At 65.4% G+C, this 23,112-nt stretch carries 17 protein-coding genes; 14 read left to right on the plus strand and 3 right to left on the minus strand.

Going from position 1 to position 23,112, the window contains the following annotated elements; all coding sequences use genetic code 11:
• Both RCH10_RS17265 and RCH10_RS17270 read left to right on the plus strand, forming a co-directional pair.
• Nucleotides 1-1,638, plus strand: coding sequence for an amino acid ABC transporter permease/ATP-binding protein (locus RCH10_RS17265; RefSeq protein WP_409053332.1), 1,638 nt, complete (start codon nucleotides 1-3; stop codon nucleotides 1,636-1,638).
• A complete protein-coding gene (locus tag RCH10_RS17270) occupies nucleotides 1,635-2,876 on the plus strand; it encodes an acetamidase/formamidase family protein (protein ID WP_409053333.1) in 1,242 nt (413 codons plus the stop codon). The genes RCH10_RS17265 and RCH10_RS17270 overlap by 4 nt, the downstream gene beginning before the upstream one ends.
• On the opposite strand, the gene RCH10_RS17275 is transcribed toward RCH10_RS17270, so the two are convergent.
• On the minus strand, nucleotides 2,863-5,301 hold the full coding sequence (locus tag RCH10_RS17275) for an acetamidase/formamidase family protein (protein WP_409053334.1): 2,439 nt from the start codon (nucleotides 5,299-5,301) through the stop codon (nucleotides 2,863-2,865). The genes RCH10_RS17270 and RCH10_RS17275 overlap by 14 nt on opposite strands.
• Before the next feature lie 119 nt (nucleotides 5,302-5,420).
• Between RCH10_RS17275 and RCH10_RS17280 the strand changes: the two genes are divergently transcribed.
• The 8 genes from RCH10_RS17280 (at nucleotide 5,421) to RCH10_RS17315 (ending at nucleotide 16,877) form a co-directional block, all read left to right on the plus strand.
• On the plus strand, nucleotides 5,421-5,843 hold the full coding sequence (locus RCH10_RS17280; RefSeq protein ID WP_409053335.1) for a RidA family protein: 423 nt from the start codon (nucleotides 5,421-5,423) through the stop codon (nucleotides 5,841-5,843).
• Between the two features lie 185 nt (nucleotides 5,844-6,028).
• Entirely contained in the window at nucleotides 6,029-7,648 is a 1,620-nt protein-coding gene (locus tag RCH10_RS17285; RefSeq protein WP_409053336.1) for an acyl-CoA carboxylase subunit beta, read from the plus strand.
• A 19-nt stretch (nucleotides 7,649-7,667) separates the two neighbouring features.
• Entirely contained in the window at nucleotides 7,668-8,828 is a 1,161-nt protein-coding gene (locus RCH10_RS17290) for an acyl-CoA dehydrogenase family protein (protein ID WP_409053337.1), read from the plus strand.
• Between the two features lie 18 nt (nucleotides 8,829-8,846).
• The gene (locus RCH10_RS17295) at nucleotides 8,847-10,889 is read left to right on the plus strand and encodes an acetyl-CoA carboxylase biotin carboxylase subunit (protein WP_409053338.1); all 2,043 of its coding nucleotides are present in this window, start codon (nucleotides 8,847-8,849) and stop codon (nucleotides 10,887-10,889) included.
• Nucleotides 10,890-10,955: 66 nt separating this feature from the next.
• Nucleotides 10,956-11,759 (plus strand): enoyl-CoA hydratase/isomerase family protein, encoded by an 804-nt coding sequence (locus RCH10_RS17300; RefSeq protein ID WP_409053339.1) that lies wholly within the window; start codon nucleotides 10,956-10,958, stop codon nucleotides 11,757-11,759.
• Nucleotides 11,744-13,357: an acyl-CoA synthetase gene (locus RCH10_RS17305; protein ID WP_409053340.1), complete on the plus strand. Its 1,614-nt coding sequence runs from the start codon at nucleotides 11,744-11,746 to the stop codon at nucleotides 13,355-13,357. The genes RCH10_RS17300 and RCH10_RS17305 overlap by 16 nt, the downstream gene beginning before the upstream one ends.
• A 77-nt stretch (nucleotides 13,358-13,434) precedes the next feature.
• Complete coding sequence (locus RCH10_RS17310) at nucleotides 13,435-15,618, plus strand: 3-hydroxyacyl-CoA dehydrogenase NAD-binding domain-containing protein (RefSeq protein WP_409053341.1); 2,184 nt, start codon at nucleotides 13,435-13,437, stop codon at nucleotides 15,616-15,618.
• Between the two features lie 32 nt (nucleotides 15,619-15,650).
• Nucleotides 15,651-16,877, plus strand: a complete 1,227-nt coding sequence (locus RCH10_RS17315) for a serine hydrolase domain-containing protein (protein ID WP_409053342.1) — start codon at nucleotides 15,651-15,653, stop codon at nucleotides 16,875-16,877.
• A 12-nt stretch (nucleotides 16,878-16,889) separates the two neighbouring features.
• On the opposite strand, the gene RCH10_RS17320 is transcribed toward RCH10_RS17315, so the two are convergent.
• A complete protein-coding gene (locus tag RCH10_RS17320; RefSeq protein ID WP_409053343.1) occupies nucleotides 16,890-17,624 on the minus strand; it encodes a GntR family transcriptional regulator in 735 nt (244 codons plus the stop codon).
• 323 nt (nucleotides 17,625-17,947) lie between these two features.
• Here RCH10_RS17320 and chrA point away from each other — a divergent pair, with 323 nt between their 5' ends.
• The 4 genes from chrA (at nucleotide 17,948) to RCH10_RS17340 (ending at nucleotide 22,663) form a co-directional block, all read left to right on the plus strand.
• Entirely contained in the window at nucleotides 17,948-19,297 is a 1,350-nt protein-coding gene (gene chrA / locus RCH10_RS17325; RefSeq protein ID WP_409053344.1) for a chromate efflux transporter, read from the plus strand.
• 125 nt (nucleotides 19,298-19,422) lie between these two features.
• On the plus strand, nucleotides 19,423-20,478 hold the full coding sequence (locus RCH10_RS17330; RefSeq protein WP_409053345.1) for a phosphotransferase: 1,056 nt from the start codon (nucleotides 19,423-19,425) through the stop codon (nucleotides 20,476-20,478).
• Nucleotides 20,479-20,550: 72 nt separating this feature from the next.
• On the plus strand, nucleotides 20,551-21,753 hold the full coding sequence (locus RCH10_RS17335; protein ID WP_409053346.1) for an acyl-CoA dehydrogenase family protein: 1,203 nt from the start codon (nucleotides 20,551-20,553) through the stop codon (nucleotides 21,751-21,753).
• Nucleotides 21,754-21,808: 55 nt separating this feature from the next.
• Complete coding sequence (locus RCH10_RS17340; protein WP_409053347.1) at nucleotides 21,809-22,663, plus strand: helix-turn-helix domain-containing protein; 855 nt, start codon at nucleotides 21,809-21,811, stop codon at nucleotides 22,661-22,663.
• A 26-nt stretch (nucleotides 22,664-22,689) separates the two neighbouring features.
• Here the strand turns inward: RCH10_RS17340 and RCH10_RS17345 are convergent, their stop codons facing one another.
• Entirely contained in the window at nucleotides 22,690-23,058 is a 369-nt protein-coding gene (locus RCH10_RS17345) for a DUF4148 domain-containing protein (protein WP_323501392.1), read from the minus strand.
• Between the last annotated feature and the right edge of the window lie 54 nt (nucleotides 23,059-23,112).

Below are 23,112 nucleotides of genomic sequence, written 5' to 3' on the forward strand. Positions count from 1 at the left end.
ATGGAGTTGTTCCTCCACTACCTCACCTTGCCCTACCTGATCCAGGGCATCGTTTTCACACTCGGGGCCACCGGCATCGGGCTGGCGGGTGGGGTGGTGGTGGGACTGCTCCTGGCGGCGATGCAACTCAGCCGCTTCAAGCCGCTGGCCGCGTTCGCTCGCGGCTACGCGGTGATCTTTCGCGGCACGCCGCTCATCCTGCAGTTCGTGTTCGTCTACGACGCGCTGCCGCATGTCGGCATCAAGCTGCCGGGGCTGCTGGCCGCCGGGGTGGCGCTGGCGTTCAACGAGGCCACCTTCATCGCCGAGATGTTCCGCTCCGGCGTGCTCGGTGTGGACCGCGGCCAGGTGCTTGCCGGCCAGGCACTGGGGATGACGCCGCGCGTGCTGATGCGCCGCATCATCGCGCCGCAGGCCTTGCGCTCGATGATCCCCGCGATGGGCAACGAGGCGGTCAGTACGCTGAAGAACTCCTCGCTCGCCTCGATCATCGCGGTGCCCGAGTTGACGCTCCGCAGCACGCAGCTGGCGTCTTCGACCTTCGATTTCTTCTCGATCTTTTTTGCGTCCGGCCTGCTGTACCTCGGGTTGACCGGAGCGATCAGCCTGGTGCAGTTGGCGCTCGAATCGCGCTTCAATCTTGACCGCCCGGCGAGGTCGACGGGACTGGCGCGCTGGCTGCCACGGCGCCGCGTGGCACTACCGATAGCAAGCCAGTCGACCCTGGAGGACACCGGTGCGGCGTCGTTGGCTGAGCCCGAGAGCGAGATGCCCCCCACGCTGGTGGTGTCGACCACCGATCGTGCCGCCCGCGCCGCACGGCTGGCCGATGCGCCGGTCGCGTTGCGCATCAACGGCGTGTCCAAGGCGTACGGCCCGCAGGATGTGCTGAACGACCTGAGCCTCGACGTGCAGGCCGGCGAAGTGGTCGCGCTGCTGGGCCCGAGCGGCTCTGGCAAGAGCACGCTGCTGCGCTGCATCAACCACCTCGAAAGCTGGGACGCGGGCCAGATCCACGTCGACGGGCACCGCCTCGGCTACCGGCCCGACGGCCAACTCATGACCCCCAGCGACCTGGCCCGCGAACGTGCTCGCCTGGGCGTGGGCATGCTGTTTCAGCAGTTCAACCTGTTCGCACACCTGACGGCCCGTGAAAACGTGGCCGGCCCGCTGCGCTGGGTGCACGGCTGGACGGCCGAGGCCGCTGACCGACGTGCACTGGAACTGCTGAATCGGGTCGGCCTGGCGCACCGTGTCGAAGCGCTGCCGCGCCATCTGTCCGGCGGGCAGCAACAGCGCGTCGCCATCGCGCGGGCACTGGCACCGGGCCCGAGCGTGCTGCTGCTGGACGAACCGACCTCGGCGCTCGACCCCGAACTCGTCAACGAGGTGCTGGACGTGATCCGCCGCCTGGCCGTCGAGGAAGGGCTGACGATGATCATTTCGACCCATCAACTGCGCTTTGCCGCCGAGGTGGCCGACCGCGTGGTCTTCCTCGCCGGGGGCCGCGTCGTCGAAAGCGGCCCGGCGCTGGACGTTCTGCAGAACCCGCGCGCCCCGGCGCTCGCCCGTTTCCTTCGCGTGATGGCCGCCGACGTGCTGCCGTCCACCCCTTCGCCTGCCAACGACCCCACATGAAGCACCACACCCTGAGCGTCTCCCCCCAGACCGTCCACTGGGGCTATTTCAGCAAGGCCGTCGCGCCCTCGCTCGTCGTGAAGTCGGGGGACAGGGTCACCATCGAGACGCTGACCCACCATGCCAACGACGACTACGAGCGCATGGTCGCGGGCGACCCCGGCGCTGAATCGGTGTTCGCCTGGACGCGCGAGCACAAGGCAATGTCCCGGCGCGGTGCCGGCCCGGTCACGGGGCCGTTCAAGCTCGGCGAGGGCGAAGGGCTGGGCGTGCATCTGCTGACGGGGCCGGTGGTCATCGAAGGCGCCGAGCCCGGCGACGTGCTGGAGGTGCGCATCCTCGACGTGCGCCCGCGGCCCAGCTGCAACCATTGCTACGCCGGCCGCTGTTTCGGCTCGAACGCGGCCGCGTCCTGGGGCTTCCATTACCGCGACCTGATCGAGGAGCCCAAGCCCCGCGAGGTGGTCACCATCTTCGAGCTGGACACCTCGGGCGAACCGTTCGCCCGCGCGGTCTACAACTACGTGTGGACGCCGCAAACCGATCCCGACGGCGTGGTGCACACGAACATCGACTACCCCGGCGTGCGCGTCGACCACACGCTGGTGCGCAAGCGCGAGAACATCCTGCGCAACGTCAAGGTGCCCGCCCGCCTGCACTTCGGCACGATGGGCCTGGCGCCGTCGGAGTCCGACTTCGTCAGCTCGATCCCGCCGAGCTACACCGGCGGCAACATCGACGACTGGCGCATCGGCAAGGGCGCGACCATGTACTACCCGGTGGCGGTTCCCGGCGCCTTCTTCTCGGTCGGCGACCCGCATGCAGCGCAGGGCGACAGCGAACTCGGCGGCACTGCCATCGAGACCTCGCTGACCGGCGATTTCGAGTTCATCCTGCACAAGCGCAACGAGTTGGGCGGGACGATCCTCGAAGGCCTGGACCATCCGCTGCTGGAGACCGACGAGCAGTGGTCGGTCTACGGCTTCACCTACCCGAACTACCTGGAGGCCCTCGGCCCCGACGCACAGACGCTGGTGGCCGGCCACTCGTCGCTGGACCCGGCCATGCGCGACGCCTTTCGCAAGTTGCGCCGCTTCCTGATGACGGTGCACCGCCTCAGCGAGGACGAGGCGATTGCCCTGTTGTCGGTCGCGGCGAACTTCGGCGTCACGCAGGTCGTGGACGCCAACTGGGGCATCCACGGCTCGATTCAGAAAAGCATCTTCAAGGACTGCTGAGCGGACTGCTGACCGAGGGCGTGGCCTGCGCCCGCACGCGGCCCGCGAACATCGATTTGCGGATCACCGCGTGCACGCCCCAGTTGCCGTCGACCACCTGCGTGACCCCGAAGTCGACCGCCACCGACATCAGCGAGATCGCCTCGTCCTCGGTCAGCCCCATGGCGGTCATCAGGAAGCGCCGGGTCTTGCGGAAGGCGTCGCGCATGGCCGGATCGAGAGACGACTTTTCGTAGATCGCACTGCGCGCCTTGTCGCCGAATTCCTTCAAATAATCCGGGTGGCTGAAGCCGTGGATCACCCACTCGTCGGCTGTCTCGACCAGCGGGTAGTCGATGTCGGCAAAGGGCTCGTCGCGCAGGTTCGCGGCCTTGTGCAGCACGATCTGGAAGACGCCCGTCAACGAGCATTCGATGGCCGTGCCGCACAACTCGCTGTCGCCCTGCGAGGCGTGCGGGTCACCCACCGATAGCAAGGCACCGTCGACTCCCACCCGCAGGTACAACGTGGCCCCCTTGGCGATGCGCCAGTTATCCAGGTTGCCGCCGAAGCACGAGGGCGGGATCGAGTCGACCAGGCCGGTCTCGGCGGGCGCCACCGCGAGCACGCCGAAATGCGGACGCACGGGGATCGTGACGCCCTGCAGCACGCCGTGGTTCTCGACGATCGAGGCCCGGTCGATCGGGATGCCGGGGTAGTCGATGGTCGGGTGCACCACGCCGTTCGGGTCGCGCTGCGGCGTCCAGCGAAAGTTGTAGACCGCATGAGCGCAAGGCTGATCCTGGCTGCAATCGACTTCGTAGATCGTCACAACCTCGCGCTGCTTGGGCTCTTCGATCAGGTCGTCGTAGTGAAAGCCCCACCAGGCGGCGGCGTTGCTGCCGAAGGCCCTGCCTTCGTATTTGGCATTGGCTGCGAGGCGCGGCGCGAGATCGAGGATTCGCACTTCCAGCACGTCGCCCGGCTGCGCTTCCTTCACGAAAATCGGGCCGGTGCAGATGTGCACGCCGAAGCCCTCGCCGCTGCCGCGACCGTAGATCGACGCGTCCGTCGGGCCCGCGCCGCGCCGATCCACGGCCTTGTGCTCGGTGGTCCAGTGGAAGACGCTTTCGGCCCCTGAATCGCCCTTGATCATGCGTTCGTGGTCGTCGTAGGCGTGCTGGGTCAGCGTCTCGATGGTGACGATGTCGCCGGACTCGATGCGCAGCACCGGCGGGATCGAGCGGCTGAAGTAGCCCCAGTGGATGGTCTGTGCGTTGGCCGGAAGGTGATGGTGGCGACCGGCGCCGATGCCGGTACTGATGACCGTGCTGATGGCATTGGTGGACGTCCCGTCGACGCAGGATGAGTCGACCGCGCGTCTCGCAGCAACCGTGTCGATGCCCGCACTGGATGCAACCGGGTCCGCCGCCGGCGTCTCGAAGTAGCCAGATGGCCAGCCGCGCTTGATGCGCTTGCGCAGCGACTGCTGGCTCACCTCGTTGGCCTGCTGTCGGTACTGTCGTGGCGACATGCCGTAGCGGTCGCGGAACGAATGGCTGAAATGCGCCGGATCGTTGAAGCCCCAGCGAAAGCAGATGTCCGAGATCGACAGGTGTCCGTACTGGCGATTGGCGAGGTCGGCGCGGCAGCGTTCGAGGCGGCTCTGGCGCAGGTAGGCGGTGAAGGTCTGGCCGAGGCCTTCGAACAGCTTTTGCACCAGCCGCTCGGACAGGTGCTCGTGGGCCGCCACACCGGCCACCGTGAGTGATGGATCGCTCAGGTTCGCATCGACGTACTGGCACAGCCGGCGCACCGTGGCAGCGCGCGTGCTGCTGATGGCGGACGAGGCCGGCAAGGCAAGGTCGCGCCGTGCCGCCATGCTGGTCGCGATGAATTCGGAAAGAGCGGACTCGACGGGCGCGATGTCGTCGTCATCCAGCGTGTCGAAGGCGTCGGCCAGCGCGGTCAGCGTGCCCGCGAACATGCGGCCCAGGCCCGCGCTGCCGCGAAGGTGCCCGAGCGCGAAAGCATGGTCACCGGGCAGCCGAGTTTTAAGGCTGGCGCCGGGCATCGACACCATGAACTGACGGAAGTTGGACCGAAAGTCCAGGTCGGCCTGCGCATGCGCCGGCCCGAAGACGATGTCACCCGGTGCCAGTTCGATGGTCTGCTGACCATGATGCAGCGCGGCATCGCCGCCCATGTGGAGCGCGAGCCAGACCGCATCGGCTCCCGCGCCCAAGCGTTGAATCGTCTGCGGTGAAGAGGTGATCCGCGCCATTTCGACACCGCGCGCCGTGCGCCGCGCGGTCAGCGTGCCGTAGAGCGGCGCCGCTGCAGGTGCCATTTCAGGCCGGAGGCTGTGCAACTGCAAAGCCTCGCGCCATGCATGAGGCCGCTGGTGCACCGGATAAGAGTCGGTCGTGAATTTTTCCAAGCGCATGGCGGCGGTTTCCTGGTTGCCTGTCCATGTCGCGCAAGACACGTGCCACATGCCATTCCCCCGACTGGCACGCAACTGGCTTGCCACGCGGTCTGTCAAACTCACACCACTTTTTTGCGATGACTCCGATCTTCCACATGATTGCCGGTGCACCCGACCCGGTCGCACCCTTCAGCCACGCCGTCGAAGCCGATGGCTGGGTGTTCGTCACGGGGCAGATGCCCTTTGTCGGCACTTCGCTCGATTCACCCTATCCCGACGGCATCGAGGCGCAAACACGCCAGGTGCTGGAGAACCTGCAGACCGTGCTGGCCGGTTGCGGCCTCGGCCTGGAGCACGCGGTGTCGGTGCGCATCTACCTCACCCACTTCGATGCCGACTACGCAGCCATGAACGCCGTCTACGCCGACCACTTCGCGAGTGGGCGGCGACCTGCCCGAACCTGTATCGGCGTGACGGGTCTGGCCAAGGGCGCGCGCGTCGAGATCGATCTCGTGGCGCGACGCCCAAGTGAGCCGGTCAAGGCGGGTCTCCCCGCGTAACCGGCCCTGAGCCACCGGCAGAACCAACCGCAGTCGCTGCCGCGCTGACCCAGGGAGCACGCGGTCTGGAGGCTCGTGCTTTGTCGAAAGACACCCCTACGCAGCCAGTTCGCGCAAGACCCGCCCCCCGCCATTGCCTAAGCTGCCGCATCAGCATCCTGCCGTACACCGGCCAGGCACTACACATGGCAATCATCGAGACCACCGTTTCTCCCGGCAGCGAAGCCTTCGAGGCCAACCGCAGCGGCATGCTGGCACTGCTGGAGCGCGTGCGCGGCTACGAGCGGCGCAGCATCGCCACCTCGGAAAAATCACGCGAGCGCTTTGCAAAACGCGGCCAGTTGCTGCCGCGCGAGCGGCTGTCGCTGCTGCTCGACCCCGGCACGTCGTTCCTTGAAATCGGCTCGCTCGCGGGTCTCGGACTCGACAACGAAGACCTCGAAAAGAGCGTGCCGGGTGGTGGTGTGATCGGTGGCATCGGCTGGGTCTCGGGCGTGCGCGTGATGATCAACGCATCCGACTCCGGCATCGATGCCGGGGCCTTGCAGCCGATGGGCATTCCCAAGCAGCTGCGCCTGCAGGAGCTGGCACTGGAGAACAAGCTGCCCTACGTGCAACTGGTGGAGAGCGCCGGTGCCAACCTCATGACCTACAAGGTTGAGGAGTTCATCACCGGCGGCAACCTGTTCCGCAACATCGCCCGCATCTCGGCGGCCGGCCTGCCGGTGGTGACGGTCACGCACGGCTCTTCGACGGCCGGTGGCGCCTACCAGACCGGCCTGTCGGATTACATCGTGATGGTGCGTGGCCGTTCGCGGGCCTTCCTGGCCGGGCCGCCGTTGTTGAAGGCCGCCACCGGCGAGGTCGCGACCGAAGAAGAACTCGGCGGTGCGCTGATGCACACCTCCATCTCCGGCCTCGGCGACTACCTGGCCGAAGACGACCGCGACGCCATCCGCATCGCACGCGAGATCCTCGCCAACATCGACTGGAATCGCGACGCCGCCGCCGCCCCGGCGCGAGCCTTCAAGCCACCGCGCTACGACGCCGAATCCCTGCTCGGCATCATGCCGATGGACCATAAGCGACCGGTCGACATGAAGCAGGTCATCGCGCACATCGCCGACGATTCGGAGTTCCTGGAGTTCGGTGAAAACTACGGCGGCGCCACGGTCGTCGGCCACATCAAGATCGAAGGCATGCCGGTCGGCGTGGTCACCAACAACGGGCCGATCGACCCGGCTGGCGCCACCAAGGCCACGCACTTCATCCAGGCCTGCTGCCAGTCGAAGACGCCGCTCCTGTACCTGAACAACACGACCGGCTTCATGGTCGGCAAGGACTACGAGGAGGCCGGCATCATCAAGCACGGCTCCAAGATGATCCAGGCCGTGACCAACGCAACGGTGCCGCAGATCACCCTCTATTGCGGCGCCTCTTTCGGTGCCGGAAACTACGGCATGTGCGGCCGCGGCTTTCATCCACGCTTCTGTTTCTCGTGGCCCAACGCCAAGACCGCGGTGATGGGCGGTGAGCAGGCGGCGAAGACGATGGTCATCGTGACCGAGGCCGCGATGAAGCGCAAAGGCGAGGTCGACCAGGCCAAGCTCGATGCGATGGAAAAACGCATCGTCGAGCACTTCGACAGCCAGATGAGCGTGTTCACTACCAGCGCACGGCTGCTCGACGATGGCGTGATCGACCCGCGCGATACGCGCGAAGTCTTGGCAAAAGTGCTGTCGATCTGCCGCGACGCCGAGGCACGTGAACCGCAGAAGATGCAGTTCTCGGTGGCACGTCCCTGAGAACACAACGGAGCCTTCCATGCAACTCACCCCTGAACACGACACCCTGCGCGACACGCTCAAGCGCTTCATCGACAAGGAGGTCAATCCTTACGTCGACGACTGGGAAAAAGCGGAGATCTTCCCGGCGCACCAGGTCTTCAAGCGGCTCGGCGAACTGGGTTTTCTGGGCCTGACCAAGCCCGTCGAAAACGGCGGCTCGGGGCTCGACTATTCGTATGGCGCGGTCATGGCCGAGACGCTCGCGCACATGAACTGCGGCGGCATCCCGATGGCCATCGGCGTGCAGACCGACATGGCGACGCCGGCCCTCGCGCACCGCGGCAGCAAGGAGCTACGCGACGAATTCCTCGCGCCGTCCATCAGCGGCGACTACGTGGCCTGCCTTGGCGTGTCGGAGGTCGGCAGCGGTTCCGACGTGGCCTCGGTCAAGACCACAGCCCGCAAGGTCGATGGCGACTACGTCATCAATGGCGGCAAGATGTGGACGACCAATGGCACGCAAGCCGACTTCTGCTGCGTGCTGGCCAACACCTCTGAAGGTTCGTCGCATCGCAACAAGTCGCTCATCGTGGTGCCGATGAAAACGAAAGGCGTGCAGGTTGCGTGCAAGCTCGAGAAGATGGGCATGCACTCTTCCGACACGGCGCAGATTCACTTCGACGATGTGCGCGTGCCGCAGCGCTATCGCATCGGCGAAGAGGGCATGGGGTTCATCTACCAGATGGAGCAGTTCCAGATCGAACGGCTGTGGGGCGCACTCAACAGCGCCGGCATGGCGCAGCGCGCCATCGACACCACCATCGCCTACACGCGCGACCGACAGGCCTTCGGCCGCTCCATCCTCGACAACCAGTGGGTGCACTACAAACTCGCCGAGTTGCAGACCGAGGTCGCGTGCCTGAAGGCCCTTTCCTGGCAAGGCGTCGAGGAGGTGGTGGCCGGTACCGATGCCACGCGCACCGCCACCATGGCCAAGCTCAAAGCGGGCCGCGTCATTCGCGAAGTAGCCGATGGTTGCCTGCAGTTCTGGGGCGGCATGGGCTACATGGACGAGAGCCCGATTTCGCGCATCTTCCGCGACGGCCGGCTGACCTCCATTGGCGGTGGTGCTGACGAAGTGATGCTTCAGATCCTCGCCAAATTCATGGGCACTTTTCCGCTCCCGAACGCCGCATAAATCGTCAGAAGAACGCCCATGACCGCAACGAATTTCACGACCGCAACGTCCTCCTCATCGTCCTCCGTACTGTCGTTGACACCGTTCCGAAAAGTGCTGGTCGCCAATCGCGGCGAGATCGCGCTGCGCATCATCCGCAGCGCCCGCGCGCTCGGCTACCGCACGGTGGCGGTTTACTCGACGGCCGATGCCGATGCGCGCCACGTGCGCGAGGCCGACCAGGCAGTGTGCATCGGCGAGCCGTTGCCGGCCCTGTCCTATCTGCGCATCCCGGCCATCGTCGAGGCGGCGCGATTGAGTGGCGCCGATGCGGTGCATCCCGGCTATGGCTTCCTCGCCGAGAACGACCACTTCGCGCAGGCGTGCAAGGACGCGGGGTTGGTCTTCATCGGGCCTTCGGCCGAGGCCATCGTGTCGATGGGCAACAAAGCCGGCGCCAAGACCTTGATGATGGCGGCGGGCGTGCCGTGCATTCCGGGCTATCAGGGCGAAGACCAGAGCGAAGAGCGACTTGCCAAAGAGGCCGCGCGCATCGGCTTCCCGGTGATGATCAAGGCGACCGCCGGCGGTGGCGGTCGCGGCATGCGACTCGTGCCATCGGCCAAGGAATTCGGCGAGCTGCTGCGCAGCGCACGGTCCGAAGCGCAGAGTGCATTCGGCGATCCGGAGGTGATTTTGGAGCGCGCCGTCGTCGAACCGCGCCACATCGAGATTCAGGTGTTCGCCGACCGCTACGGCAATGCGATCCATCTGGGTGAGCGCGATTGTTCGGTGCAGCGCCGCCATCAAAAGCTGATCGAGGAGGCACCGTCGCCGGCGGTGAATGCCGACTTGCGGGCCCGCATGGGCGCCACAGCCGTGGCCGCGGTCAAGGCGATCCGCTACGAGGGCGCGGGCACCCTCGAATTTTTGCTCGACAGCGAGGGCAACTTCTATTTCATGGAAATGAACACGCGGCTGCAGGTCGAGCATCCGGTGACCGAAGCCATCACCGGACTCGATCTGGTGGCAATGCAATTGCGCGTGGCAGCGGGGGAGCCATTGCCCATCACGCAGGAGCAAGTCACCTTCACCGGCCACGCGATCGAAGTGCGCCTGTGCGCCGAAGACGCAGACAAAGGCTTCATGCCGCAGAGCGGCACCATGGCGCTGTGGCACATGCCGACGCAGTTGCGCGTCGAGCATGCCATGCGCTCGGGCGCCGAAATCCCGCCTTACTACGACTCGATGATCGCCAAGCTCATCAGCCACGGCGACAACCGCGAGGCCGCGCGCCGCAAGCTGATGGCCGGGCTCGAAGACGCGGTCGCCTTGGGCGTGACGACCAACCAGGCTTTTTTGCATCGGTGCCTCGGCCACGAGGTGTTCGCGGTCGGCGGCGCCACCACCGCCTTCATCGCGCAGAACCAGGACGCGCTGCGGGCGCCGGATGTCGAACTGCAAGGGCGCGCGGCCGCCATCGCCGCCGTGTTGTTGTACGAGATGGCCGGCGACCGGCGTACCCGCGCCCCGGGCCGGCGCATGACGCACAGCCTGCCGATCTCGCTGCGCTTCGAGATTGGCGGCCAGCTGTCGACCGCGGGCGTCGTGCTCATTGGCCAGCGGCACTTCGACGTGACCATCGGCGCGCAGACCTTCGTCATCGAACTGGAAGAGGTCGCGGAGAACGAAGCGCACTTCCTCTGCGATGGTCTGTTCGAAAGCGCGGCCTTCCATCGCGACGGCACGCTCTTGCTGCTGCACTACCGCGGCGTGCCCGTCCGCATCGAAGACAAGACGCGCGCAGCCTCCGCCAAGCAGGGCGATGCGGCGGGCGACGGCAAGTTGCGTGCATCGATGAACGGCCGGGTGGTCGCGGTGATGACGGCGGTGGGTGACATGGTCGAGGCCGGTCAGCCGATGGTCACGCTCGAGGCCATGAAGATGGAGCACATCCATGCCGCACCCGTGGCCGGCAAGGTGATCGCATTGCATGTGAAGACCGGCGACCAGGTGGCGGCGAGCCGCGTGGTGGTGGAGATCGAAGCAGCGGTGAAAGAACCTGCAGCCACGCCGGCCTGAAGATGCGAGGCCGCCGAGCCGCCAAGCCGCCAAGCGACGAACGAGATCGAAGGAGACAGACAAGCGATGACCGATACGACACTTGGAATCCAGCCCGCCGAACCGGCCGTACTGACCGAAAAGCGCGGCCACGCGATGTGGGTCACGATCAACCGACCCGACAAGCGCAACGCCATCAACAAGGACGTGGTTGCGGGCATCCGCGACGGCTGGCGGCAGGCGCAAGCCGACAAGGACGTGCGCGTCGTCGTGCTGACCGCTGCGGGCGAGAAGGCGTTTTGTGCCGGCGGCGATTTGCAGCCCGGCGCCGGCTTCTCGTTCGACCTGTCGCAGCCGAACATCGACTACGCCGACATGCTGCGCGAAGTGCAGAACTCGACCCTGCCCAGCATCGCGCGCATCAACGGCGTTTGCATGGCCGGCGGCATCGGCCTGCTGTGCATGACCGACATGGCGATTGCCGCCGACCATGTTCAGTTCGGCTTGCCCGAAGTCAAGATCGGCCTGTTCCCGATGCAGGTGCTGAGCCTGCTGCAAGCCATCGTGCCGCGCCGCACGGTGCGCGAGTGGTGTCTTGCCGGCGAGCCCTTCAGTGCCGCCGAGGCGAAGGAAGCAGGGCTGCTCAACCATGTCGTGCCCACGGCCGACCTCGATGCCAAGACGCAGTGGTTGATCGACCGGCTCGTCAGCAAATCGCCGACCGCGTTGCGCCGCGGCAAGTACGCGATGCGCGCGTTGTCGTCGATGTCGTTCGACGAAGGCATCGCGTTCACCGAAAGTCAGATTGCCCTGCTCGCCATGACCGAAGACGCGAAAGAAGGCCTGGCGTCGTTCACCGAAAAGAGAAAGCCGGTATGGACCGGCCGCTGACCGCCGCGACCTCCGCAAAGACCGCCGCTGCGGTCACCGCCGGCAGCGCTCACTCGGTCGGCCTGGCCGAATGGCTTACCCGCCGTGCCGCGCGCGCACCGCACAAGCCCGCGCTGACCTGCAACGGCATTACTTGGAATTACGGCGAGCTGATCGAGCGCATCGAGCGCATGTCGGCGGTTCTGGCGGCCGGTGGCGTGACGCCCGGCGCACGAGCCGGCTACCTCGGCCTCAACGATCCGATGTTCGTCGTCGTGCTGTTCGCGACCGCGCGCATCGGCGCGATCTGCGTACCGCTCAACTTCAGGCTCAGCGGACAAGAACTCGCTTTCATCATCGGCGACGCCGGCGTCCACACGCTGGTCGTCGGTGAAGAGCACATCGCGGTGATCGACGCGGTGCGCAGCGACCTCGCTTGTCATCGCTTCATCCATCGCGGTGGAGGTGTACCGGGGTGGGAGTCTGCCGATGCGCTGATGGCGGAGGCTCGTGCCGAGCGGTCGTTGCCCGTCGCCGTTCCGGTGCGGGCCGACGACGTCGCCGTGATCATGTACACCTCCGGCACCACCGGCCACCCCAAGGGCGCGATGCTGACGCACGGGAACTTCTGGGCCAACAACCTCAACGAGATGTTTTTGTGGGACATGGTGTCGACCGACGTCACGCTCAACTTCGCGCCCATGTTCCACGTCGGCGGTTTGCTGTGCGGCAGCATGGCGACGCTTTTGGCGGGAGGCCACCTGGTGCTGCAACGCGCCTTCGATGCAGAGGCGGTGCTGCATGCGGTTGCGGCGCACCGCATCACGGTGAGCTTCGCGGTGCCGGCGATGCTGCTCTTCATCAGCCAGCACGCGGCTTTCGAGGCGGCGGACCTCTCGTCGCTGCGATTGATCGCGGTCGGTGGTGCGCCGATGCCCGAGCCGTTGTTGCGTTTGTACGGCGCTCGCAACATCCCGGTGCACCAAGGTTATGGCATGACCGAGACCGCATCGATGATCACCTTCCTGCATCCCGACAGATCTTCAGACAAGCTCGGCTCCAGCGGCACGCCGCCGCTCATGACCGAGATCAAGCTGATCGATGCGTCGGGTGAGCCGGTGACTGCCCCCGGCGCCACCGGCGAGATCTGCGTGCGCGGCGCCAACGTCATGCCCGGCTACTGGAACCGGCCCGAGGCCACCCAGGCGAGCTTCACGCCCGATGGCTGGTTTCGCAGTGGCGACATCGGCTACCGCGACGCCGAAGGCTTTCTCTACGTCTGCGATCGCATCAAGGACATGGTCATCAGCGGCGGCGAGAACATCTATCCGGCCGAAGTCGAGAGCGTGCTGTACGACCACCCGGACATCGCCGAGGTCGCCGTCATCGGTGCCCCCGACGCGCGCTGGGGTGAGCGCGTGGTGGCGGTGGTGGCACCGCGCCCTGGCAAGTCGATCACGCTGGAAGGGCTGCACGCCTTTGCCGAAGGCAAGCTCGCGCGCTACAAGCTGCCGAAAGAGTTGCGCATCGTCGACGCGTTGCCGCGCAACTCGACCGGCAAGGTGCTGAAGGCCACGCTTCGCGTGCACAACGTCGCAACTGCGACCGGGAGTCCTTGAACATGGACGCAAGCACCGCGAAATCGCGTTTGCTACCCTCTTCAAGCGCTTTTCCGGCGCGCTCTAGGTGATTTCCAATGATTGAAAACGTGAACTCGATGGCCGCTTCCGGCACGCTGGTGTCCCTGGTCCGCCACGGCGACATCGCCGTGCTGCGCATCGCCAACCCGCCCGTCAACGCGCTGTCGTCCGAAGTGGTCGCCGGCCTGGCCGCTGCCGTCGACGCGTTCGAGGCCGACCGCTCCTATGCCGCGCTGCTGGTCCACTGCGAAGGCCGCACCTTCGTCGCAGGCGGCGACATCACGTCGTTCGACGACCCGAACTTCTCGGCGGCGGTCTACAACGGCACGCTCGGCCGCATCGAGGCGCTCGACCGTCCGGTGGCGGCTGCCCTGCACGGCACCGTGCTCGGCGGCGGCCTGGAACTCGCGCTGGCGTGCCACTACCGCGTCGCGGTGCCCAGCACCAAGCTGGGCCTGCCCGAAGTCAAGCTCGGCATCCTCCCCGGCTCGCTCGGCACGCAGCGCCTGCCGCGCGCCGCCGGCATCGAACTGGCCCTCGACCTCATCTCCAGCGGCCGCAGCATCGACACGGCCACGGCGCTGAAGGCCGGCATCGTCGACGAGGTGCATGAAGGCAAGCCGCTGGACGTCGGGCTCGCGTACGCGCAAGCGCTGGTCGCCCGGGACGCCGCGCCGCGTCGGCTCAGTGCGGAAGTCGCATCCACCGCCGACCTGCCCGCCGACTTCTTCGACAAGGCACTGGCCGACGCCGTCAGCCGCAAGGCCTTCTATCCCTCGGCCCGCAACATCGTGCTCGCGGTGCAGGCATCGACGCTGCCCTTCGCCGAGGGCGAGGCGGTCGAGGCGCGGCTCTTCGAAGAACTGCGCGTCTCGCCCGAATCGCAGGCGATGCGCCATCTGTTTTTCGCAGAGCGTCAGGCTGCCAAGATTCCGGGGCTGGCCAAGGATGTGGCACTGCGGCCCATCGCGTCGGTCGGTATCCTCGGCGCCGGCACCATGGGCGGCGGCATTGCGATGAACTTCGCCAACGCCGGCATCCCGACGGTGCTGGTCGAAACGTCGCAGGCCGCGCTGGATCGTGGGCTCGGGCTGGTCCGCGCCAACTACGAAGCCAGTGCCGCCAAGGGCCGGCTCACCGCCGTGCAGGTCGAACAGCGCATGGCACTGTTGAGCGGCTCGTTCGACGACGCGGCGCTGGCCGACTGCGACCTCGTCATCGAAGCGGTGTTCGAGAACATGGACCTGAAGAAGCAGGTGTGCGCGCGCCTGGGCAAGGTCTGCAAGCCCGGCGCCATCATCGCGACCAACACCTCCACACTCGATGTCGACGTGCTGGCCGAAGCCACGGGTCGCCCGGCCGACGTGGTCGGCATGCACTTCTTCAGCCCGGCCAACGTGATGCGCCTGCTCGAAGTCGTGCGCGGCGCCAAGACCGCGCCCGACGTGCTCGCGACCGTCATGCAAGTCGCCCGCAAGATCGGCAAGGTGGCAGCGGTGTCGGGCGTGTGCTACGGCTTCATCGGCAACCGCATGGCCGAGGTCTACATGCGCGAGGCCGAGTTCCTGATGATGGAAGGCGCCACCCCGGCGGAGATCGACAGTGCGGTCGAAGCGCTCGGCATGGCGATGGGCCCGTGCCGCATGCTCGACATGGCCGGCATCGACGTCGGCGCCAAGACGGTCATCGAGTACGGCAAGGCCGGTGGCCTGCCGCCCGACGACAGCTACCGCGCGGTGGTGCGCAAGATGTTCGAGCTCGGCCGCTTCGGCCAGAAGACGGGCTTGGGCTACTACCGCTACGACGGCCGCAAACCCGTGACCGACCCGGAGACCGCGCGCATCGCCAAAGAGCAGGCAGAAGCGCATGGCATCGCGCAGCGCGCCGACATCGGCCGGCAGGAGATCGTCGAGCGCCTGCTGTACCCGCTCATCAACGAGGGCGCAAAGATTCTGGAAGAGGGCATCGCGTATCGACCGGGCGACATCGACATCGTGTGGACCGCCGGCTACGGTTTTCCGGACCACCAGGGCGGCCCGATGTGGATGGCCGACCGGATCGGGCTCACGGCCATTGCCGAGCGGCTGGCGTATTACGCCCAGGTGCGAGGCAACCCGTTCGGCTACTGGACGGTATCGCCATTGCTGGCGCGTCTTGCGAACAGCGGCCAGCGCGTCTCCGACTGGCAAGGCGCTGCGGCATTTGCGGAGAAACGTGCGGCGGTCTGGCAGGGGCGTTAGCATTTCAGCGATACGACCTGAAAGCCGCTGACATGACAAACACCGCATCGCCTGAATCGCTGGGCATGTGCTCGAAACGCCTGGCCCGCATCGACAAGTTCCTGGCCGACCAGTATGTGACGCCCGGCAAGATGCCGTGTGCCTTGCTGCAGATCGCACGCGGGGGACAACTGGTGCACCAGTCGGTGCTGGGGCATGCCTCGCTCGAAAGCGGCACGCCGCTGCGTGAAGACAGCATCGTGCGCATCTATTCGATGACCAAACCGGTCACCAGCGTCGCCTTCATGATGTTGGTCGAGGCGGGCTTGGTGGCGCTCGACGATCCGGTGCATCGTTTCATTCCGGCGTGGCGTGAGTTGGGCGTTTACCAGTCGGGACTGCCGGGCAATTTCCAGACGAAACCGACTGCTGCGCCGATGCGGATGGTCGATCTGCTGCGGCACACGTCCGGGCTGACTTACGGCTTTCAGATGCGCACCAGCGTCGACGCTGCCTACCGCCGAGGCAGGGTCGAGCCCTTCGAACAGGCTGAAGGACTGGATGGATTCATCGACCAGTTGTCTCAGCTGCCGCTGGAATTTTCTCCGGGCTCGGCGTGGAACTATTCAGTCGCCACCGATGTGCTGGGCTACCTGATCGGGAAGATTTCCGGCGTCCCGTTCGACGAGTTTTTGCGTCGGCGCATCTTCGAACCACTCGGGATGGTGGACACGGCTTTTTATGTCGGCGAAGACAAGGCCGCGCGTCTCGCCCAGTGCTATGTGAAGTCCGCTGCGGGTGCGCTGGCGCCAGCACCCGGCCGCACATTTCGCGAGCCTCCCGCAGCGCCGTCGGGCGGCGGTGGACTGGTCTCGACGGCCAGCGACTACATGCGCTTCTGCGAGATGCTGCGCCAGGGCGGTGCCTTGGGCGATGTGCGCCTGCTGGGTCCGAAGACGCTGCAACTGATGCGCTCCAACCATCTGCCCGGTGGCCGCGAACTGGCCGATATGGCGGTCTCGATGTTCTCCGAAGCGACTTATGCCGGCGTGGGATTCGGACTGGGCTTTGCGATGACCACTGACGTGGCAAAGACCGGGCTGGCCGGCTCGGTCGGTGAGTACTGGTGGGGTGGATTGGCTTCGACGGCTTTCTGGATCGATCCGGTGGAGGACCTCTGCGTCGTGTTCCTCACGCAACTGATTCCGTCCAGCCTGTATCCGATCCGGCGCGAATTGCGCACCATGATCAATGCCGCCGTCATCGACTCCAGGGCTTGAGACGAAGACGACTTACGCCAACGAGAATGCGGTCATGCGCGGCAGGGTGCGCTCGCCGGTTTTCTGCAGGTGCTTGCGGGTGCGCGCCTCCGCCTTGGCCTGGTCGCCTTCGAGAATCGCCTCGGTGATGGCGCGGTACTCGGCCACCATCGAACGCAGGTCGGCGGTGGTGAGGGACTGATAGAACTGCGCCCGAAAAAGATGGGCGCGTGCTTGCGGCAGCACGCGATTCAGCTCGCTGCTGTTGGCGATGTCGAACATGACCTTGTAGTAGTTGGCGCGCTCGTCGAGCACGCGGTCGAGCGCCTCGGGCGTGTTGGCCTTGATGAGCTTTTGCGCCGCCGCCTCGAAGCGCTTGGCGTTGTTGCCGATCTGGATATTGGCGGCAGCCAGGCGCGCTGCCAGGCCGGTGAGCACTTCGAGCACACCCAGCAGGCTGGCTGCATCTTCGTGGTCTAGCGAGCGGATCACGGCCCCGCGGTGCGGCGTGAGGTCGACCACGCCGCTCGACGCCAGGATGCGCAAGGCCTCGCGCACTGTGCTGCGGCTTACGCCGAGATCGCGCGTGAGGTCAGCCTCGACCAGTCGCTGCCCGACGGTAAAGCGGCGCATCAGGATGCCTTTGCTGATTGCGTCGGCCACGCGGTCGGGCGTGCTGCGCGGATGCTGCGCAGCGACCGGCGCTGGCGCTTTGACGGCCTTTGCTGCGCCAGCACGGGTCGCGCGGGCTGTTGGGGTGTCTTTCATTCGGGCTCGGGCAGTACAAAAAATGGGGGTCGGGTCGGCAGCGACAGACTCTAGAAGAGTGCGTCTGTCGCGTCGGCTCTGCTAGGGAAACCACAGCGACTAGCGAATTAATTGTCTGGCAATATTTGCAGACACTTGTGCCAGGCGGAATCAGGTTCAACCCTGCCGGGTGTACGGCTCAGCCCGGCCGTCTCGGGTCGGTCCTCCGTGTTTCCCTGAGGGCATCAAGGCAGGGTCGCAGCGTGTCGACACAAGACTGAGCATCGGGTGCTGCCTAGGCTCTAGGGACGTTGCAACACGCCGCCCTCCAAAATGCGGTCCATATGACCGATGAAACCTCAGCCCCATCGCCAGCCCGGCCTCCGCTGACTTTCCGCGAGGCCTTCGCTTACTGGCTGAAGCTCGGCTTCATCAGTTTTGGCGGACCGGCGGGGCAGATCGCACTCATGCACCAGGAACTGGTCGAGCGGCGCCGCTGGATCTCGGAGGGGCGCTTTTTGCATGCGCTCAACTACTGCATGCTGCTGCCCGGGCCGGAAGCGCAGCAACTGGCCACCTACATCGGCTGGCTGATGCATCGCACGTGGGGGGGCGTCATCGCAGGCGGACTTTTCGTGCTGCCTTCGTTGTTCGTGCTGATCGGGCTGTCGTGGGTCTACATGGCCTTTGGTCATGTGCCGGCCATCGCCGGGGTGCTCTATGGCATCAAGCCCGCGGTGACTGCCATCGTCGTCTTCGCGGCGTACCGCATCGGCTCGCGTACGCTGAAGAACGCGTGGCTGTACGGCATCGCGCTCGCAGCGTTCGTCGCCATCTTCGCGTTCAACATGCCGTTCCCGCTGATCGTGCTGGCGGCTGCCGTGATTGGCTATGTCGGTGGACGGAGGGCGCCGGGCAAGTTTTCGAGCGGCGGTGGCCACGGGCAAGGCGCGGTTTCATCGGCGCCGGCATGGATCGACGACGACACGCCGGTGCCGTCGCACGCCATCTTCAGCTGGTCGCGCATTCGACGGGTCACTGCGGTATCGATCGGCCTGTGGGTTGCCACCATCGGCGCGCTGACCGTGGCCTACGGATGGCATGCGGTGCTGACGCAGATGGCGTGGTTCTTCACCAAGGCCGCGCTGCTCACCTTCGGCGGTGCGTACGCCGTTCTTCCCTATGTTTTCCAGGGCGCGGTCGAGACGCAGCACTGGTTGACGGCGTCGCAAATGATCGACGGGCTGGCGCTGGGCGAAACCACGCCGGGTCCACTGATCATGGTCGTGGCATTCGTCGGATTCGTCGGTGGCTGGAGCAAGGAGATCTTTGGTGCGGGCTCGCCGTTTCTGGCCGGTGCAGCCGCCGCGACGCTGGTCACGTTCTTTACTTTTTTGCCGTCGTTCTTTTTCATCTTCGTCGGCGCGCCCTTCATCGAATCGACGCACGGAAAGATCAAGTTCACCGCGCCGCTCGTGGCGATCACCGCTGCCGTGGTGGGCGTCATCGTGAACCTGGCGGTGTTCTTCGCGGTCCATGTGCTGTGGCCGCTGGGAGTGGCGGGGCGCTTCGAATGGGCGGCGGCAGTGATCGGCGTGCTGGCGGCGATCGCGCTGTTCCGTTTCAAGGTTGGCGTCATCAAGGTCATCGCGGCCGCCGGGCTGCTCGGCATGGGGTGGCAATTGATGCGCTGAGGCCCGCGTTTTGCGCCGGTCAGCCCGTTCGGTAGATGCCACGCATATCTGTCAGGTGTCGGACAAACCCTAGTTGATTGTCGGACAATCTCTTCGTACCATTTTGGCATGCAAGGTCGTGCGTAATGAATGGTTTTGGTGACTTCGATGTCGCACGGCTCGAGGTCTGGATGCGCGAGCGCATCGACGGCTTTCGCCCGCCGCTGACGCTCAGTCGATTCAAAGGCGGGCAGTCCAATCCCACCTATCTGGTGCTCGACGCGACGGGCAACCGGTATGTTCTGCGTAAGAAGCCCGAGGGCGCGTTGTTGCCCTCGGCCCACGCGGTCGACCGCGAATTCCGTGTGATCGATGCGCTGCGCGGCAGCGATGTGCCGGTCGCCGGCGCACGCGGGTATTGCGACGATGCCAATGTCATCGGCACGCCGTTCTATGTCATGGACTTCGTCGATGGCCGCATCCTTTGGGACCCAGCGCTGCCGGGCCTGGCCAATGTCGAGCGCACCGCGATCTACGACGACATGAACCGCGTGGTCGCCGCCTTGCACCGCGTCGACTACAAGGCAGTCGGCCTCGCGGACTATGGTCGCGCCGGCAACTTTTTCGATCGCCAGATCGGCCGCTGGACAAGGCAATACCAGGCCGCCGCGGCCGACGATCCGATCCCCGCGATGGAGCGGCTCATCGAGTGGTTGCCGTCACATGTTCCACCCGGTGCGCAAGACGAGACGTGCATCTTTCATGGCGACCTGCGCATCGACAACATGATCTTTCACCCGACCGAGCCGCGTGTGCTGGCGGTGCTCGACTGGGAGCTGTCGACGCTCGGCCATCCGCTTGCGGACTTCGCGTACCACGCACTGCCGTGGCGCCTCACGGCAGCTGAGTTTCGTGGCATGGCCGGAACCGACTATGCAGCGCTTGGCATCCCTGATGAAGCCACCTACCTGATGACGTACTGCAAGCGTGTCGGACGCGAGCCGATCGACCCGGCGCATTGGGAGTTCTACCTGACGTACAGCATGTTCCGGCTCGCCGCCATTCTTCATGGCATCTCGAAGCGTGCGCGCGATGGCACGGCCTCCAGCGCCGAAGCCATTGAAACGGGAGCGCGGGCACGGCCGATAGCGGAGGCGGCCTGGCGACAGGTCGAAGCGCACTTTTCGCGCGGCGAGCGCTAGCGGCACGCCATAGAAAACGCATCAGGTTCTTCAGTCAACGTTGTTGTTTGCAACACCCTCCGAAAGGTTCTAGTGTTCGAGTTTTCCCCCAAGGTCCAGGATCTCCAGAAGCGCCTTTCGGCCTTCATGGAAGAGCACATCTATCCCAACGAGAAGCGCTATTACAAAGAGGCTGAAGAGTTGGGCCCGTGGAAAGTCGCGCCGGTGCTCGAGGAGCTGAAACCCAAGGCGCGCGATGCCGGGCTCTGGAACCTTTTTCTGCCCGAGTCCTCGCATGGCGCGGGCCTGACCAACTTCGAATACGCGCCGCTCTGCGAGATCATGGGCCGCTCGCATCTGGCGCCCGAAGTCTTCAACTGTTCGGCGCCCGACACCGGCAACATGGAAGTGCTGGCGCGCTACGGAACGCCCGAGCATCAGGAGCGCTGGCTCAAGCCCTTGCTCGCTGGCGAGATCCGCTCGTGCTTTGCAATGACCGAACCCGACGTTGCATCGAGCGATGCGACCAACATCGAGTCGAGCATCGTGCGCGACGGTGACGACTACGTCATCAACGGCCACAAGTGGTACACGACCAACGCGACCGACCCGCGTTGCAAGATCGCCATCTTCATGGGCAAGTCCGACCCGGACAATGCCGATCGCCATAAGCAGCAATCGATGATCCTCGTGCCGCTCGACACCCCCGGCGTGACGGTGGTACGTGCCATTGCCGTCTTCGGTTTCTACGGCGTGCCCGACCGTGCTTCCGAGGTCACTTTCGACAATGTGCGGGTGCCGGCGTCCAACATGTTGCTGGGCGAAGGTCGCGGTTTCGAGATCGCTCAGGGCCGCCTCGGGCCCGGCCGCATTCACCACTGCATGCGCCTCGTCGGCCTGGCCGAGCGCATGCTCGAGAAGATGTGCAAGCGCAGCCTGTCGCGCGTGGCGTTTGGCAAGCCGATCGCGCAGCAGGGCGTGACCATCGAGCGCATCGCGCAGTCGCGCATCCTCATCGAGCAGGCGCGACTGCTCACGCTCAACGCGGCGCACCGCATGGACACCGTGGGCAACAAGGTCGCCAAGGCCGACATCGCGATGATCAAGGTGGCGGCGCCGCAGATGGCGTGCCAGGTCATCGACTGGACCATTCAGGCCTTTGGCGGGGGCGGCACCAACAACGACGAAGGCATCGCGTCGGCCTATGCCACGGCGCGGCTGCTACGGCTCGCCGACGGCCCCGATGAAGTGCACCGCAACCAGATCTGCAAACTCGAATTGGCGAAGTACCGTTAATCTTCGACCGCGCGGAAACGCGGATATCGATCAGATCAAAACGAAGGAGACAAACATGCAACAGATTCGAATCGACGCCCCGACGTCCCTGCGGACTTCGGCTTCTTCATCGTCTGCGTCGGAGCGCGTGATGTGGCTCAACGCCGATCGCGTTCTTTACGTGGGGCTGCATGGCGAACCGTCGTTGCGCACACTCGGTGCGATCTCCATCTATGTATCGCTCAAATGTCCGCACAAGATCTGCATCGATGGTGAGACGTGGCGAGAGACTGAGTTTTCTGTGGTGCCGGCCGGTATGCCGCATCGCATCGCATCGGGTGAACGCATGATCTGCAATGTGCTGATCGAATCGGAGACAGTGGATCTCCAAAGCTTGCCTGACTACATTCGCAACGGTCGCGGTGCGGTCGATGCGCCAGCGGCCCTTCGAGCCATGCGCGACGCGCTGGATCGCTTCAAGCGCTGCGCGCTTCGGCAGTACGGGCGAACTGAAGATTTCGATCGCAACTTCTTTGGATGTGCCTTGCCGACGCGCCCGATCGATCGCCGCATTCGTGCGGTGCTGGAGCGCATCAAGCAAGACCCGAACAGTCACACCTCGGCTGAAGATTGCGCGGTGGCGTCGCACTTATCGGTGTCGCGCTTTCTGCATCTGTTCAAGTCAGAAGTGGGGTCGCCGTTTCGGAGTTTCAGAACCTGGCAGCGTGCGCGCAGTGTTCTTTACTACGTGACGCAAAGCGCGAACCTGGCCAACATCGCACTCGATGTCGGCTACCCGGACTCGACGCATTTCAGTCACTCGATCCGGCAGGTCTACGGGCTCACGCCCAAGTCGATTTTTGCCGGCTGCCGCAAGCTCGCGCTGTACGGCAGCGGTGCGGCAGCAACACCGCGCTACGGGTTCCCCTGAACCTGTGGCGCGGCTGCTCGACGGGCTTACTTGGCAATAGCAGGCGTGCTTTGCTGCGCTTGCACCGCCGGTGCAGGGCGCGCCATCGTCGAGAGCAAGCGGCTGTTGTACTTGGATCCACCGCTCACGTTTTGATCGGGTGCATGGGCGGTTGCGACCGCGCTTTCGTACACCGCGTCGGGGTTGGCGACCGGCCTGAAGGCTTCCGCACCGCGTGAGCCACGCGCCACGTTCTGGTTGGGCGCAGCCGCGGTGCTGACAGCTTCTGCATCGACGTCGGCACGGTTCTTCGACGAAACATGGGTGTGCACCCCGGTGTAATTTTCAGCCTGTGCGCCGGTGATGGCAAGCAGGGAGAGTGCGGCTGCGGCGGTGATGATCTGGAGCTTGTTCATACGGTCCTCGGAAGATGTTGTTTGACTGGGTTCGCTTCGACAGCCCTTGCTGAC

It is taken from the genome of Variovorax sp. GrIS 2.14 (genome assembly GCF_046115955.1).
In the GTDB taxonomy this organism is placed as follows: domain Bacteria; phylum Pseudomonadota; class Gammaproteobacteria; order Burkholderiales; family Burkholderiaceae_C; genus Variovorax.

Bases quoted from the DNA above. Each gene is read 5' to 3' on its own strand.
- RCH10_RS17275 (WP_409053334.1), bottom strand. From the start codon at position 5,301: ATGCGCTTGGAAAAATTCACGACCGACTCTTATCCGGTGCACCAGCGG.
- RCH10_RS17315 (WP_409053342.1), top strand. From the start codon at position 15,651: ATGACAAACACCGCATCGCCTGAATCGCTGGGCATGTGCTCGAAACGC.
- RCH10_RS17320 (WP_409053343.1), bottom strand. From the start codon at position 17,624: ATGAAAGACACCCCAACAGCCCGCGCGACCCGTGCTGGCGCAGCAAAG.
- RCH10_RS17345 (WP_323501392.1), bottom strand. From the start codon at position 23,058: ATGAACAAGCTCCAGATCATCACCGCCGCAGCCGCACTCTCCCTGCTT.
- RCH10_RS17305 (WP_409053340.1), top strand. From the start codon at position 11,744: ATGGACCGGCCGCTGACCGCCGCGACCTCCGCAAAGACCGCCGCTGCG.
- RCH10_RS17270 (WP_409053333.1), top strand. From the start codon at position 1,635: ATGAAGCACCACACCCTGAGCGTCTCCCCCCAGACCGTCCACTGGGGC.
- RCH10_RS17330 (WP_409053345.1), top strand. From the start codon at position 19,423: ATGAATGGTTTTGGTGACTTCGATGTCGCACGGCTCGAGGTCTGGATG.
- RCH10_RS17285 (WP_409053336.1), top strand. From the start codon at position 6,029: ATGGCAATCATCGAGACCACCGTTTCTCCCGGCAGCGAAGCCTTCGAG.
- chrA (WP_409053344.1), top strand. From the start codon at position 17,948: ATGACCGATGAAACCTCAGCCCCATCGCCAGCCCGGCCTCCGCTGACT.
- RCH10_RS17310 (WP_409053341.1), top strand. From the start codon at position 13,435: ATGATTGAAAACGTGAACTCGATGGCCGCTTCCGGCACGCTGGTGTCC.
- RCH10_RS17295 (WP_409053338.1), top strand. From the start codon at position 8,847: ATGACCGCAACGAATTTCACGACCGCAACGTCCTCCTCATCGTCCTCC.
- RCH10_RS17340 (WP_409053347.1), top strand. From the start codon at position 21,809: ATGCAACAGATTCGAATCGACGCCCCGACGTCCCTGCGGACTTCGGCT.
- RCH10_RS17280 (WP_409053335.1), top strand. From the start codon at position 5,421: ATGACTCCGATCTTCCACATGATTGCCGGTGCACCCGACCCGGTCGCA.
- RCH10_RS17265 (WP_409053332.1), top strand. From the start codon at position 1: ATGGAGTTGTTCCTCCACTACCTCACCTTGCCCTACCTGATCCAGGGC.
- RCH10_RS17290 (WP_409053337.1), top strand. From the start codon at position 7,668: ATGCAACTCACCCCTGAACACGACACCCTGCGCGACACGCTCAAGCGC.
- RCH10_RS17300 (WP_409053339.1), top strand. From the start codon at position 10,956: ATGACCGATACGACACTTGGAATCCAGCCCGCCGAACCGGCCGTACTG.